Annotated in this window: 13 protein-coding genes and 1 riboswitch; of the genes, 9 read left to right on the top strand and 4 right to left on the bottom strand. The window is 67.6% G+C overall.

The annotated features are described in order from the left end of the window. The first annotated feature begins 67 nt into the window (after window positions 1–67). Window positions 68–1210 (top strand): low temperature requirement protein A, encoded by a 1143-nt coding sequence (locus VF168_12140; GenBank protein ID HEX7004925.1) that lies wholly within the window; start codon window positions 68–70, stop codon window positions 1208–1210. A gap of 3 nt (window positions 1211–1213) precedes the next feature. Here VF168_12140 and VF168_12145 read toward each other — a convergent pair whose 3' ends face one another. Next, entirely contained in the window at window positions 1214–1417 is a 204-nt protein-coding gene (locus tag VF168_12145; GenBank protein ID HEX7004926.1) for a CsbD family protein, read from the bottom strand. A 120-nt stretch (window positions 1418–1537) separates the two neighbouring features. Between VF168_12145 and VF168_12150 the strand changes: the two genes are divergently transcribed. Continuing rightward, entirely contained in the window at window positions 1538–2071 is a 534-nt protein-coding gene (locus VF168_12150; GenBank protein ID HEX7004927.1) for an OsmC family protein, read from the top strand. On the opposite strand, the gene VF168_12155 is transcribed toward VF168_12150, so the two are convergent. Continuing rightward, a complete protein-coding gene (locus tag VF168_12155) occupies window positions 2037–3788 on the bottom strand; it encodes a universal stress protein (GenBank protein HEX7004928.1) in 1752 nt (583 codons plus the stop codon). The genes VF168_12150 and VF168_12155 overlap by 35 nt on opposite strands. Window positions 3789–4031: 243 nt before the next feature. Here VF168_12155 and metG point away from each other — a divergent pair, with 243 nt between their 5' ends. Then, the gene (metG, locus tag VF168_12160) at window positions 4032–5987 is read left to right on the top strand and encodes a methionine--tRNA ligase (GenBank protein ID HEX7004929.1); all 1956 of its coding nucleotides are present in this window, start codon (window positions 4032–4034) and stop codon (window positions 5985–5987) included. Between the two features lie 66 nt (window positions 5988–6053). Here the strand turns inward: metG and VF168_12165 are convergent, their stop codons facing one another. Then, window positions 6054–7391: a metallophosphoesterase gene (locus VF168_12165; protein HEX7004930.1), complete on the bottom strand. Its 1338-nt coding sequence runs from the start codon at window positions 7389–7391 to the stop codon at window positions 6054–6056. A 160-nt stretch (window positions 7392–7551) separates the two neighbouring features. Here VF168_12165 and VF168_12170 point away from each other — a divergent pair, with 160 nt between their 5' ends. The 5 genes from VF168_12170 to VF168_12190 all read left to right on the top strand — a co-directional run bounded on the left by VF168_12170 (window position 7552) and on the right by VF168_12190 (window position 12240). Next, entirely contained in the window at window positions 7552–8799 is a 1248-nt protein-coding gene (locus VF168_12170) for an ABC transporter substrate-binding protein (GenBank protein ID HEX7004931.1), read from the top strand. Window positions 8800–8872: 73 nt separating this feature from the next. Further along, complete coding sequence (locus VF168_12175) at window positions 8873–9733, top strand: branched-chain amino acid ABC transporter permease (protein HEX7004932.1); 861 nt, start codon at window positions 8873–8875, stop codon at window positions 9731–9733. Between the two features lie 34 nt (window positions 9734–9767). Beyond that, window positions 9768–10757, top strand: coding sequence for a branched-chain amino acid ABC transporter permease (locus VF168_12180; GenBank protein ID HEX7004933.1), 990 nt, complete (start codon window positions 9768–9770; stop codon window positions 10755–10757). After that, entirely contained in the window at window positions 10754–11515 is a 762-nt protein-coding gene (locus VF168_12185; GenBank protein ID HEX7004934.1) for an ABC transporter ATP-binding protein, read from the top strand. Before VF168_12180 ends, VF168_12185 begins: the two co-directional genes overlap by 4 nt. After that, complete coding sequence (locus VF168_12190; protein HEX7004935.1) at window positions 11512–12240, top strand: ABC transporter ATP-binding protein; 729 nt, start codon at window positions 11512–11514, stop codon at window positions 12238–12240. Before VF168_12185 ends, VF168_12190 begins: the two co-directional genes overlap by 4 nt. Before the next feature lie 159 nt (window positions 12241–12399). On the opposite strand, the gene can is transcribed toward VF168_12190, so the two are convergent. Next, the gene (gene can / locus VF168_12195) at window positions 12400–13083 is read right to left on the bottom strand and encodes a carbonate dehydratase (GenBank protein HEX7004936.1); all 684 of its coding nucleotides are present in this window, start codon (window positions 13081–13083) and stop codon (window positions 12400–12402) included. A gap of 145 nt (window positions 13084–13228) precedes the next feature. On the opposite strand from can, the gene VF168_12200 reads away from it, so the two are divergent. After that, complete coding sequence (locus VF168_12200) at window positions 13229–14074, top strand: neutral zinc metallopeptidase (protein ID HEX7004937.1); 846 nt, start codon at window positions 13229–13231, stop codon at window positions 14072–14074. An 81-nt stretch (window positions 14075–14155) separates the two neighbouring features. Beyond that, window positions 14156–14317, top strand: a riboswitch (FMN riboswitch). Window positions 14318–14362: the final 45 nt, after the last annotated feature.

Raw genomic sequence — 14362 nt, forward strand, 5'->3', positions numbered from 1 at the left:
CCGCCATGTCACAGGGTACGCCCCGCCATTGTGCGGGCGGCGATCGACGCCCAGCATCGGAAGCAGCGTGAACCGAGCGACGGAGAACGGAAGCGGACCTGTGCTCAACCCGCTGGAACTGTTCTTCGACCTGGTTTTCGTCTACGCCTTCACGCAGCTGACCGCGTTCCTCTCCGATCACACCAGCTGGACGGGCGTGCTCCAGGCGGCCCTGCTGCTGGCCGCCCTCTGGCGAGCCTGGACGAAGTACTCGTGGCTCACGGTAACGGTGCCCGTCGAGCAGGTCCTGGCCGAGCGGATCCTGATCCTCGTCGCCACCGTCGTCACCTTCGTGCTGGGGTTGACCATCCGGGAGGCGTTCGATCAGGCGGCGGCGCTGTTCGGCGTCAGCTACTTCCTGCTCAACGCCCTGCACTTCGGCCTCTCCACGCTCGGCGCCGGCGAGGAGACCCGCAGGCGGACCCTCGACCTGCTACCCGGCCTCCTGGGCGGGCCCGCGCTGCTGCTCGTCGCCGGGTTCCTGGACCAGCCGTACCGGATCCCGCTCTGGTTCGCCGGAGTCGCCGTCGACTACGCCATGCCGCTCGTCCGCGGGGTGCCGGGGGTCAGGCTGCACACCGTGCACTTCGTGGAGCGCTACCGCCACATCGTGATCATCGCCCTGGGCGAGACGATCCTGGCGACCGGCTTCAGCGTGGGCACGGACGAGTTCAGGTTGCCACCGGAGGTGCTCTTCTCGGCCCTCCTGGCCATAACCCTCATCGCCCTCCTAGGCTGGCTCTACTTCGACTACGTGACGCTCGCTTCGGAACAGCGCTTCGAGGCGGCGAAGGGCACCGACCGGAACGTGCTGGCTCGCGACTCGTACCTCTACCTGCACCTTCCGATCGTCGCCGGCATCATCGTCACCGCCTTCGGGCTGGAAGAGACGGTGCTCCACGGACAGTCGCCGCTGGGGCCGATCGCCGCCGCCGCGCTGTGCGGCGGCCCGGCCCTCTACCTGCTGGGCCACACCGCCTTCTGGTACCGCGACATCGGCAGGCTCAGCGTGCCCCGCCTCGCCGTGGCTGCATCGGCCCTTGCGCTCCTGCCGCTGGCGTCGGGCGTCTCCGGCCTCGCCGGCCTGGCGGCGCTTACCCTGCTCTTCGCCCTGCTGGCCGTGCTGGAGACGATCTTCTCGCCTCTCAGGCGAAGCCTTCGAGAGGACTGAGCCTCAGGACTCCATCCGCTCCATCCACTCGTCGACCTCGCGCTGCGCCTCCTCCTTCGTGCGGCCGTAGCGCTCCTGGATCTTGCCTGCCAGCTTGTCGCGGTTCCCCTCGACCTGACGCACGTCGTCGTCGGTCAGCTTCCCCCACTGCTTCTTGGCTTCGCCCTGCAACTGCTTCCATCGACCCTGTACCTGATCCCAGTTCATGACCTCTCCGTTCCTCGGGGGCTGGTCACAGTCTGGGGCAGCAGCACGCCTTGGACCAGTGTGCAGCACACCGGTTCTCGAACGGCTATGGTGGGGCGACCCCCAAGCGCTGGAGGCCAGATGGACCGCGAAACGCTCAGGAGCAGGCAGTCCCCTCTCAAGGAGAAGTATCGCGAAGCGCCCGAGAGCGCGGTGGTGACGCTGCGCGCCGAGGGCAGGTTGGGCGAGGGCGTGAGCTGCCGCGTCGAGACCGGCCGGGCGCTGGTGGAGGCGGGACTCCACCCGGCCAGCGGCGGGGAGGGCGAGTTGGCCTGCTCGGGCGACATGCTCCTCGAAGCGCTGGTCGCCTGCGCCGGTGTCACCCTCCGCGCGGTCGCCACCTCGCTCGGTATCGAAGTGGCAGGCGGGACCGTGCATGCCGAGGGCGATCTCGACTTCAGGGGGACTCTGGCCGTTTCGAAGGAGGCGCTGGTGGGCTTCAGGGAGTTGCGGCTGCGATTCGAGCTGGAATCCGACGCCGATCGCGATCAGCTGGAGACGCTGCTCCGCCTCACCGAGCGGTACTGCGTCGTCCTCCAGACGCTACGCGCGCCGCCCGTGACCACGACGTCGTTCGAGGCTACGCCACCAGCACCGCGCCCCGGAACTGCCTGAGCACCTCCTCCAGTACGCCGCCGAGCATCGACTCGAGCCAGCGGCTGAACTTGTACGAGCCCATCATGACGGTATCGCACCCTTCCTCACGAGCCGTCTCGACTATCGCCGTGGCTACCCTCCCACGAGTGCCGATGTAGGTTGCATCGATGCCGTGGGCGTCGAGGTAGGAGCGCGCCATCTCGAGCGGCGACGCGCTCACCTGGGAGAACTCGTTCACCGTCATCACCACCAACGGGATCCCCCACTTGGCACAGACGTAGGCAGCTACGAAGAGGGCCTCGTTGGCCCGGGGACCGCCGTCGTAGGCGAGCAGAACCCGCTCCACGCCTACCGCCGGCCCGTTCACGGTGAGCACCGGCCGCGGACAGCGCCGCAGGAAGGAGCGGAAGCCGGGCGAGAGGGTGGCGATGCCGTCGGCGTCGGCCTTCAGCGGCGCAACCACGAGGTCGACCCAGGTCGAGCGCTCCAGCAGCCGCTCGTGGGGGTGACCGACGGCGACGGCGAACTGTGAGGGCACGTTCGCTCTGCAGCACCGCTCCTCGAACGTCGTCCGCAGGATCTCGACCTCGCTCTTCCCATCGCTCCTCGCCTCGAAGCCCCGGTCCTCAGCACGCCGCTCCCGGCCGCCCCGTTCGCCCGTGCGCCGGTCGCCGACGCCGGAGCCGCGGCGGGTCTCGGTGACGTGCAGCCCGTAGAGCCTCGAGCCCTCCCGACGGGCGACGATGAGAGCCTGCTCGAGGGCGGCTACTCCGCGGTCGAGCGAGGGGAGCGCCACCAGCACGTCGGCGCAGATCCGCTCGAAACCGTGCTCCTCCCCCAGCGCGACCCGCAGGGCACGCTCGCGCCGCTCCTGGGTCGCCTCCGTCTCGGAACCCACCTCCTCGGCCACGCCCTGCACTAAGGCCTCGGTGGGCAGAGCCCAGCCGAGCTCCTTCTCGAGCGCCGCCCTGTGTTCCGAGAGCCAGAGGTAGAGGTCGGTCTCGGTGCGGCCCGGGAATCCCCGCAGCAGACCGTGCTTGCGGATGCTCTCGACGACCGGCAGGTAGACGGTGTCGTACCAGTGGGCCACGGCCTCCGGGTAGGAGATCTCGCGGCCGCGATCGATCCCCATGTAGTAGCGGTGCACCGAGATGTGTTCACGCAGGTCGGCGTAGCTGCCGGGGGCGGTGACGGTCAGATCGGCCTCGGGACGGAGCTCGTCGATCTGGGTCTCGAGCAGGAACTCGGCCTCCTCGGCCTTGATGATCAGATCGTCGGGCTCTACGTCGGGGGTGAGTTTGACCCGCGAGCGGACCGGCGTCACGTAGGCCTGGATGTACTTGCTGCCCAGCTGCCGCGCCACCGACACCCGGTGGTTCCCATCCTTCACGAAGTAGGCGTCGCCCACCCGGTAGACCTCGATAGGGGGAACCCCCTCCATGCTGGTCATCGCAGCCAGCACCCGCGCCCAGCGCTCCTTGTCGCTGTCCTGCCGAGGCAGGAACCCGCGGGTGAAGTCGTTGTAGCGGCCGAGGCTTCCCACGATCGCGTCGAGGGGAACCTCCTCGAGCCGGGCGCCGCCCGCCTCGACGGCCCGCAATTTCTTGCGCACCTCTTCGTAGGAGAGCAGTCGCGGTTCGGGTCGGAGGAAGGAGAGGGCCTCGCGCATGTTCGCCCTGCGGCGCGCGCGCCAGAAGTCCTGGATGGCAGTCGGCAGATCCCGCAATTCCGCCATGGCTGGACATTGTTGCACGGGCCGGCTCGGTCCCCTGGACCGGCGGGACACCGTGGCCGCGTCACGCGGGCGACCGGCCGCCAGGCACGTGCTATAGTGCGCCCGATATGGCATGGCGAATGCTGAAACGGAGCCCTGGTATCGGTTGAGCGACAACGCTCCTCTGAGTCAGGGCGCCGTGCTGCGGCGCCCGCTTTTTTGACCTGGCCAGATCGACCTGATCCATTCGAGGCGGAGGACCCGATGACGACCGAAACGGCAACAGCGAAGGAGGCCGCGAGCAGAGAGGGCACGGGCGTCTTCTACGCCACCACTCCGATCTTCTACGTCAACGCCGAGCCCCACATAGGGCACGCCTACACGACCATCCTGGTGGACGTGGTGACCCGCTACCACCGGCTGCGGGGAGACGATACCTTCTTCCTCACCGGCACCGACGAGCACGGCGAGCGGATCTTCCAGGTGGCGCAGACGGCGGGCAAGAGCCCGCAGGAGTACACCGACGAGATCGCCGGCAAGTTCCGCGCCACCTGGGATGAGCTGGGCATAAGCTACGACGAGTTCATCCGCACCACAGAGGAGCGCCACAAGAAGGTGGTCCTCGACGTGCTGCAGCGGGTGTACGACAACGGGGACATCATCTTCGGCGAGTACGGCGGCCTCTACTGCCCCGGCTGTGAGCGCTACTACACCGAGAAGGAGCTGGTGAACGGGCGCTGCCCGCAGCACGACATCGTGCTCGAGTACCGCAGCGAGGAGAACTACTTCTTCCGCATGGAGAAGTACCGTCCGTGGCTCCGCGAGCACCTGCAGCGCAACCCCGATCTCATCCGCCCCAACCGGTACCGCAACGAGGTGCTCGGCATCCTCCGCGAGCCGGTGGGCGACCTCTCCATAAGCCGGCCCCGCTCGCGCGTGCCCTGGGGCATCCCTCTGCCCTGGGACGAGGAGCACGTCACCTACGTCTGGTTCGACGCCCTCATCAACTACTGGTCGGCGCTCGTCTCACGTGGCATCGAAGAGCGCTACTGGCCTCACGTGGAGCACTTCATCGCCAAGGACATCCTCAAACCGCACGGCGTGTTCTGGCCCACCATGCTCAAAGCCGCTGGCCTGCCCCTCTACCAGCACCTCAACGTGCACGGTTACTGGCTCACCGACCAGGGGAAGATGAGCAAGAGCAAGGGCAACGTGGTGCGCCCCCTCGACCTCAAGGACAAGTACGGCAACGACGCCTTCCGTTACTTCCTGATGCGCGACATGACGTTCGGACTCGACGCCACCTTCAGCGAGGTTGGGCTCGCCGAAAGGATCAACTCGGACCTCGCCAACGACCTGGGCAACCTGCTCAACCGGACACTCGGCATGCTCAAGCGCTACCGCGACGGCAAGGTGCCGGGGCTCGCCGAGCTGGCGCCCGAGGACGAGGCGCTGCGCGACACCTTCGGTGAGCTGCCGGCAACGGTGGACGGCTACGTCGACTCGCTGCAGTTCGACCGGGCCATCGAAGCGGTGCTGGAAGCGGTACGCAAGGCCAACAAGTACGTGAGCGACACCCAGCCGTGGGAGCTGGTCAAGGACGAGGCCAATTCCGGGCGCCTCGACACCGTGCTCACCGGTTGCGTGGAGGCGCTCCGCTGTGCCGGCATCCTGCTGCAGCCGGTCATGCCCGAGAAGGCGATGGAGCTGTTCGACCAGTTGGGCATCGAACCGGCGACGAAGCTGGCCGCGGCCGCACAGTGGGGCTCGGTGCCCGCTGGCACCGTCACCAGGCCCGGTGCGCCCCTCTTCCCCCGCATCGATCTCGGTGAGTTACAGAAGTCGATCGACGCTGGCCCGCCGGCTCAGGAGCAGAAGCCGCTCGAGCACAAGGCCGAGGTGACTATCGACGACTTCGGCAAGCTCGAGTTCCGGGTGGCGACGGTGCTCGAGGCGAGCCAGCACCCCCAGGCCGACCGGCTGCTGGTGCTCAGGCTGAAGCTGGGGCCCGAGGAGCGCACGGTCGTCTCCGGCATCCGTGAGCACTACTCGCCGGAGCAACTCGTGGGCAGGAAGGTGATCGTCGTAGCGAACCTGAAACCGGTGAAGCTGCGCGGCGTCCTGTCGCAGGGGATGATCCTGGCCGCCGAGGACGAACAGGGGAACCTCAGCCTCGTCCAGCTCGAACGCGACCTCGCCGACGGCAGCGAGGTTCGCTAGGGCTCAGCCAGGCGGCGGCGCCGGACTGTGTGCTGCCGGCGCCGCCTCCGATTCAGGAGTCCCTCCTCAATCGATGCCGAAGCGTTGGGCGAAGGAGAGGTCGAAGTGGAACTGGCTGTTCGCATCGGTCTGGTACCTGCTCAGGACCGGTGAGTAGGTGCGGACGGCTATCCGATCGAGCCCGCCCGCGCCCCCTCCGGGGATGAACTGGATGATGCGCAGCCAACCCTGGCCGCCGTTCTCCCAGGTCTGGTAGTCGGCCAGCATCTCGTAGACCGGCAGACCTGCATCGTTGCTGCTCACCTGGTGGTACTCGCCGTCCTCACCGTCGGGCCCCATGTGGAAGTGGCCGCCCAAGACCATGAACACCTGCGGGTAGGGCCGCACCAAGGCCTGGTAGATCTCCTCGCCGCTGCTGCTGCCCGGGTAAGGGTCACCGCTCGAAGTCACGCTCTGGGTGATGGTCGAGTGCCCCATCGCCCCGGGGTTGTCCCACAGGTAAGCGTGAGTAGTGATGATCGTCGGCATGCCCGGGTTCGCTTCCAGGATCCCCCGCGCCCAGGTCAGGACGTCCGTGGGAGCCTCCCACTCGAGCGCCAGGTGGAGGAACTGCTGGCCGCCGGCATCGAAGATCTGATAGTGATTCGTGTCTCTCGGTCCGGCGCCGCCATACCAGCCGTATCCGCTGTAACGCTGGGAGCCGAAATATTGGCGGTAGAGCGCCGTGGACGACTCCTTGTTGTTGCGGTCGGCATAGTCGTGGTTCCCCACCGTGGTGCTATAGGCCACCACGCCGTCCAGTTCGTCCATGGCGGCGTCGGCCCTGCTCCACTCGCTCCCGCTGGATCCGTGTTCGACGATGTCGCCCACGTGGGTCACGAACTCGATGTCGAGCGCGTCCTGCTGCTGGGCGATCCAACCGGTCATCTGCGAGAACATGGTGTTGCTCTGGATCTCGATCATCGACTGGGTATCGGGGATCATCACGATGCTGAAACCCGGGTGGTCCCCTCCCACCAGTTCGATAGTCCCCCGGCGGATCGAACCATCTTCGCCGATGCCGATGGCACTGAGGCGGAAGCGACCCTCTCGGGTTGGCATGAAACTCCCGGTGTAGTCGCCGTCGCCATCGCTGTCGCTGAGCACTCCCACCCAGTCTCCGTTGACCTCCAGGTGGACGCTCTCCAACGGCGTGGATACCGCGCTCGTATCGACCCGGACCGGCACGCTGTTGCCCACCGATACCTGGCTCCCGGCGCGCGGCTCGACGAACTCGAGATCCGATGCGCCGCCCGGGAACAGGTCGGTCAGGGTGGAACAACCGGCCAGCGCGACCAGCAGCACCGCGGCCGCTATCGCGCGCAGGACCCCGGTTGGAGCCCGGTATTTCGTGTCTTCCTTCATCAGCCCCCCTGCTCCTGTGGTTGCGGTGGAGTCGCTCCAACTTATGAAGCAGGAGCAGCGCAGACCGGTACATCGGTCACTCTCTGAGGGGATTTCTCACGGTGTTATACTCCCGCTCAACCAGGCAAAACTGCTGGGTCTCGAAAATCCTGGAGGAACGATGATCGGAACCATCAGACGCGCATTGGTAGCTTCGTTCGTGGCGCTGGCCCTGCCGGCCTTCGCTCTCGCTCAGGAACAGATCGAGATCGGACTGCTCCTCCCCTTCACCGGCGAGTACGACTGGGTGGGCGCGAACGTGCAGCCCGTCGCCCAGATGATCGCCGACGAAGTGAACGAGAGCGGCGGGATCGGCGGCCGCGACATCGTACTGGTGCAGGGCGACACCGAGGGCACCGTCGACGCCGGCTTCACCGCTGCCCAGAAACTGGTCAATGTCGACGGGGTCGTCGGCCTCGTGGGGCCCACCTCACTCTCCTTCGCCGGGGTTCGCCAGGTCGTGCTCGACAACGGAGTGCCCATCGTCACCCCGACGGCAGGCACCACCGCCCTCGACATGCTCGACCGCACCTACCTGTTCCGCACCGTGCCCTCCGACGCCCTGGGCGGCCGGGCGATCGCCAGGGCGGCCACCGACGCTCAGTACCTTGCCGCCGACGAACCGTTCAGCAACCCGGTCCTGATGGTGGGCCAGGCGCCGGCGATGATCTCCTTCCGCGACCCGATCCAGCGCTCCTTCGACGACTACGGCGCGCCCGTCGCGGCGACCATAGAGTTCACGCCCGGCAAGGCCTCCTACCGTAGCGAAGTGCAGGAGGCGATGTCGAGCGATCCTGACCTGATCGTGCTGGTGGGCACGCCCGAGGACTCGGCCCGGATCATGCAGGCGGCGTTCCAGGCGGGCTACGACGGCGGCTGGTTCGTGACCCAGGACCAGACGAATCCGGAGTTCATCGAGCTGGTCACCGCCCAACTGGCCGAGGGGATCTACGGCCTCGAGGAGGTGGCCGACCCGGACAGCGCCCAGCTCAACGAGGAGTTCCGGGCCCGCTTCGAGGAGTACGCCGGCAAGGAGGTGCAGATCTTCGGCACCAACACCTACGACGCTATGAACGTGATCGCCCTCGCGCTGCTGCGCGCCGAGCTCAACGGCGAAGAGATCAGCCGCGAGTCGCTGGCTGCCAACATCCGCCCCGTGACCGATCCGGGCGCCGACAAGGTCGTGGTCCACAGCTACACCGAGGGCAAGGAGGCGCTCGAAGCGGGCAACGAGATCGACTATCAGGGCCTCGTGGGACCGATCGACTTCGACGAGTACGGCAACATCACCGCGCCGTTCGGCATCCGTCACGTCGAGGACGGTGAGTGGGTGACGGAGGCGATCATCCCCGCGGACGCGCTTCAGTAACGACTCCTCGATCGGGGGTGGCTCCCGCCCGTTCCAACGGTGCGGAAGCCATCCCCTCTTCTGAGCCCCTCGAGTGACTATCTTCCTGCAGACACTTGTATTCGGTTTGGCGACCGGCGCCGTCATCAGTCTGGGCGCGGTCGGGCTCTCCCTTTCGTACGGGGTGACCCGCTTCATCAACTTCTCCTACGGTGAACTGCTGACCCTGGGCGCCTACTTCACCGTGCTGGCGGTCTCCCTGGGCATGGGACTGCCGCTCGCCGTCATCGTGGCCACCCTGGTCGTGGGCGCGATCGGCACCCTGCTGGCCAAGGTGTTCTTCGATCCGCTCATGAACCGCGGCTTCCTGCCGCTCCTCGTCACCAGCGTGGGCCTGGCCTTCGTCCTCCAGAACCTCGTGAGGATGCTCTTCGGCTCTACCCCGATCCGCTTCCCGCTGCCGCTCATGCGCCCCTGGGACCTGGGGGAACTGTTCATCCCCAAGATCCCGGTGCTGGTCATCGTCGTGGCGCTCGGGGCCATGCTCGCCATCCACCTGATGCTCCACTTCAGCGACGTGGGCAAGATGATGCGAGCCACCAGCGACAACCCCGATCTCGCTCGAGCGTCGGGGATCTTCACCGGCCGGGTGCTCTCGGCAACCTGGTTCGTATCGTCGCTTATCGCAGCCCTGGGCGGAGTCCTCCTCGCCATCACCCAGATCGCCTTGCAGCCGGTCATGGGCTGGAGCTTCCTGCTGGTCGTCTTCGCGGCCGTGCTGCTGGGCGGCATCGGAAGCCCCTACGGGGCGATGCTGGGGGCTCTGCTGGTGGGTCTGGGCATAGAGTTCGGCACGACCTACGTCTCTGCCGACTACGGCCAGGCGTTCGCCTTCCTCATCCTCCTGCTGGTGCTGCTGCTGCGGCCTCGCGGCATCATGGGCGGTGCGGCGTGAGACGCGGTCCCGTGCGCCGCCGCGGGGAGGACTGATGTCGCTCCTGCCGTTCCTCGTGAGCCTGCTCACGCTAGCGCTCATCTACGGGCTGCTCGCCTTGGGCCTCAACGTCCAGTTCGGCTACACCGGCCTCCTGAACTTCGGTCACGTCGCTTTCTTCGCGGCCGGCGCGTTCGCCAGCGCCGTAGCCACGCTGCCGCCGCCGGGCAGCGCGGCCTACCTCGAGGCGGGGGCGAGGTACGAGGTCGGTCTGGGCCTGCCGCTGCCGTTCGGCTTCCTGCTGGGCGGTCTGGTCGCCGGGCTCCTCGCTCTGTTGGTGGGCGCGACGAGCATCCGCCTCTCGTCTCACTACCTGGCGATCGCCACCTTCGCCATGGCCGAGATCTTCCGCAGCTTCCTGAGCAACGAGGAGTGGCTCACCCGCGGCCAGTTCGGGATCACCAACGTTCCGCAACCGCTCAGGGGAACCCCGCTGGGCATCGACCGGTTCCCGGTGGCCTACCTGCTGATCACGGCTACCGTGGTGGCACTGCTGCTGATCCTCACCATCCGGCTCACCGAGTCCCCCTACGGCCGGGCGCTCCGCTCGGTACGGGACGACGAGACAGCGGCACGTGTGCTGGGCAAGCGGGCCACCCTGCTGAAACTGGGGGCGTTCGTGATGGGCGGAGTCCTGGCCGGCTTCGCAGGCAGCCTCTGGACCCACTGGCTGGGCGTGGTTCACGTGGGCCAGTTCGTCCCGATAATCACCTTCCAGGTGTGGCTGGCGCTCCTCCTGGGCGGGGCCGGCAACCATTGGGGGGTGCTGCTGGGCGCCCTGCTGCTGATGGTCATCCGCGAAGGCACCCGTTTCCTGGGGGCGATTCCCGGGCTCGACGAGCTGAGCCGCCGCAACCCTTCGTTCCTGCCTTCGCTCCGCTTCGTGCTCATCGGCCTGCTGCTCATCCTCACGGTTCGCTTCTTCCCGCGCGGCATCCTCCCCGAGCGGCTGCGCAAGGCTCCGCCCCCGGGGGAGGCGCAGTGAGTCTGCTGAAGGTCGACGCCATCAGCAAGAGCTTCGGCGGCATCAAGGCGGTCGACGGCTGCAGCTTCGAGGTACCGGCCGGCGGCGTGACGGGGCTCATCGGCCCGAACGGAGCCGGCAAGTCGACCCTGTTCGACATGGTCAGCGGGGTGACCAGGCCGGACGAAGGCCGGGTGATCCTCGACGGCCGCGACGTCACCGGCGGACCGCCCGAGCGGATCGCCGCGTTCGGGCTGGCCCGGACCTTCCAGACGCCGAGGCTCTTCCACGGGATGAGCTGCTGGGAGAACCTGATGGTGGCAGGGGCCGACCAGCCGGGCGAGTCGCTTTGGACCGCGTTCACCGGAAGCGCGCGCTCGCGGGGACGGGAGCGGGAGCTCAACGAGCGGGCTCACGAGCTGCTCCGTTTCCTTCAGCTCTCGCACCTCACCGATGCGCCCGCCACATCTCTCTCGGGTGGGCAGAGGAAACTGCTCTCCCTGGGCCGGGCGCTGATGACCGAACCCCGACTCATCCTCCTCGACGAGCCCGCCGCCGGCGTGAACGCCTCCCTGACGCGAACGCTCATGGAGCGGATAAGCGAGATCAACGACCGGGGCGTCGCCTTCCTGATCGTCGAGCACGACATGGACCTGGTCATGAGCCTGTGCCGGCAGGTCGTCGTCATGCACCAGGGGCGGGTGCTGGCCAACGGCACGCCGGCACAGGTGCAGTCCGATCCGATGGTGGTGGAGGCCTACCTGGGAGGGGTCACATGAGCTCGCCACTCCTCGAGGTCGACGGACTCGACGCCGGCTACGGTTCGCTGCAGATCCTGTTCGGGGTCGACCTGCAAGTGGCCGACGGCGAGTCGGTGCTCGTCTTCGGGCCGAACGGCGCTGGCAAGAGCACCCTGCTCAAGGCGTTGCTGGGCCTGGCCCGGCAGATGGGCGGAGGAGCCACCTTGGCGGGCGAGCCGTTGGCGGGGCTGCCGCCCGAGCGGATCGTGCGGCTGGGCCTGGGCTACGTGCCGCAGATAGACAACGTCTTCCGGAACATGAGTGTCGAGGAGAACCTCGACATCGGATCGATGATGCTGCCCAGGGCGCAGCGGCGCCGTCGCAGAGCCGCGATCCTCGACCTCTTCCCCATCCTTGCGCAACGCCGGCGCCAGCAGGCGGGCACCCTCTCGGGCGGTCAGCGGCAGATGCTGGCGATGGCCAGGGCGCTGCTCACCCAGCCGGGGCTGCTGCTGCTCGACGAACCCTCCGCCGGCCTCTCGCCCCAGGCGATGCGCGAGATGTTCGCGACGATCAGGCGCATCTCCGAGGTCGGCACGGCGATCCTGATGGTCGAGCAGAACTCGAAGCAGGCGCTGGAGTACGTCGACCGAGGCTACGTGCTGGAGAACGGCCGGGTTCGTTTCGAGGGGGCGGCGCGGGAGCTGCTGGAGCGCCGCGACATCGCCGAACTCTACCTGGGGGTCAGACGGAAGGCCGAGTAGCTGTTCGGGGCGCCGGCCCGGTCTGAGTGAGTTTCAGGCTGGCGTCCGGTCGGTTCAGGTCCTCGGGACTCCGCCACTTGCCGCTGTCCCCGTCGGTGTCGGTCTTCAGGCCGTCCCCGTCGGTCTCGGTCTTCAGGCCGTCCCGGTCGGTTGGGGTCTTCAGGCCGCCGCCCCCGTGGCCACCCGGTAGGCGGGATCCACCTCCTCGATGCTCGACACGGTGAAGTCGAGGTCGTGCAGGATGCCGTCTTCCAACCCGTAGATCCAGGCGTGGACCGAGAGTTCGTCCCCCTGCGCCCAAACCTTCTGCACGATGCTGGTGCTGCAAACGTTGCGCGCCTGGGTCAAGGCGTTCAGCTCGGCCAGCCGGCGAGGCCGCTGCTCCTCGGGCAACCGTTCCAGGGCCTCGCGGTGGTGGTGCGCAACGTCGCGAACGTGCCTGAGCCAGTTGTCGGCGAGCATTCCCGGCCTTGCGGGAGCGAGGGCTGCCGCCACCCCGCCGCAACCGTAATGCCCGCAGACGATCACGTGCTTCACCGCCAGCGCCTCGACCGCGTACTCCAGTACCGAGAGCACGTTCATATCGGTGTGAGCGACGACGTTGCCCACGTTGCGATGCACGAATACCTCGCCCGGGGGCAGGTCGATGACCTGGTTGGCTGGCACGCGGGAGTCGGAACAGCCGATCCACAGGTAATCCGGCCGCTGCACCGCCGCGAGCCGTTCGAAAGCCCGCGGATCCTCTGCTCGCAGACGCTGCGACCAGCGTCGGTTGTTCTCGAAGAGTTGCGGTAGTTTCCTCACCGTCCCGCCCCGTTTCGCCACGGCCTGCTCGAACGCCATCCGATCGTGTTCCGCGCCCGTCTCATGACCGGCACTGTAACCGATGTCGGCCGGCTGGTCATTGTGCGCCTCTGCCTGGTGCGGTCGGCGCTGCCGACCGAAGATTGGCTGGCGCGCCTTCGGGAGCGTCGGGAGGAGCGAGCTGATGCGTTGGGAGGACAGAGGCCCCAGCCGCAACGTCGAGGACCGCCGCGGTCGTGGCGGAGTGGGCGTTCCGTTGGGTATCGGAGGAACGGCGATCCTGCTGGTGCTCAGCCTCATCCTGGGCACCGACCTCTTCTCGCTGCTGGGGATCACCCCGCAGGTGAGCGGACCGTCGCCCGCCGCGCCCCCGGTCGCCGAGAGTCCCGCCGAGGAGGAGCTCTTCAGCTTCGTCTCCTACGTCTTCGACGACACCCAGTCGATGTGGCAGCAGACGTTCGAAGGCAGCGATACGCCGTACCAGGAGTCGACGCTGGTGGTGTACCGGCAGGCGGTCGAGTCGGGATGCGGGGTGGCGCCTTCGGCAGTCGGTCCCTTCTACTGCCCGGTCGACGGCAACGTCTACCTCGACCTATCCTTCTACGAGGCGCTTCGGCAGCAACTCGGCGCACCGGGCGACTTCGCCCAGGCCTACGTCATCGCCCACGAGATGGGCCACCACGTGCAGAACCTGCTGGGGATTGCGAGCGATGTCCGAAGCGCGCAGAGCAGCAACCCGGAGTTGGCCAATCGTCTCTCGGTGGCGATGGAGTTGCAGGCAGACTGCCTCGCCGGCGTCTGGGCTTCCACCGTCGAAGCAAGGGGCGACCTGGAGCGTGGCGACGTCGAGGAGGGCCTGCGCGCGGCTGCTGCGGTAGGAGATGATCGCCTCGTGCAGGGGGGCGGTGGCGCGACCGGTATCGACGAGGAGACCTTCACTCACGGCACCTCGGAGCAGCGCACCAGCTGGTTCCGCACCGGCTACCAGCAGGGCGACCCGGCCGCCTGCGATACCTTCTCGCAGCTCTGAACCTCGAGCCAGCCCGAACTACAGGCGGTTCGCCCCGTCTCGCCCTATACTCGTGACAGGGCCGCGAGGCCCGCTGAAAATCTGATCCTTCGGGGCAGGGTGGAATCCCCTACCGGCGGTGACGGCCGCTCTCGACGAAGAGAGCCGGCCGAAGTCCGCGAAGCCGAGCGGCCATCCAGGCGCGGGCCCGAGCCGGTGCAAGTCCGGCACCGACGGTGACAGTCCGGATGAGAGAAGGAGGTGAGCCGAGGCGCGCAGCGACGCGTCCGGCGACGCGATGCATGGATC

This window comes from Trueperaceae bacterium (assembly GCA_036381595.1).
GTDB lineage: Bacteria > Deinococcota > Deinococci > Deinococcales > Trueperaceae > DASVCN01.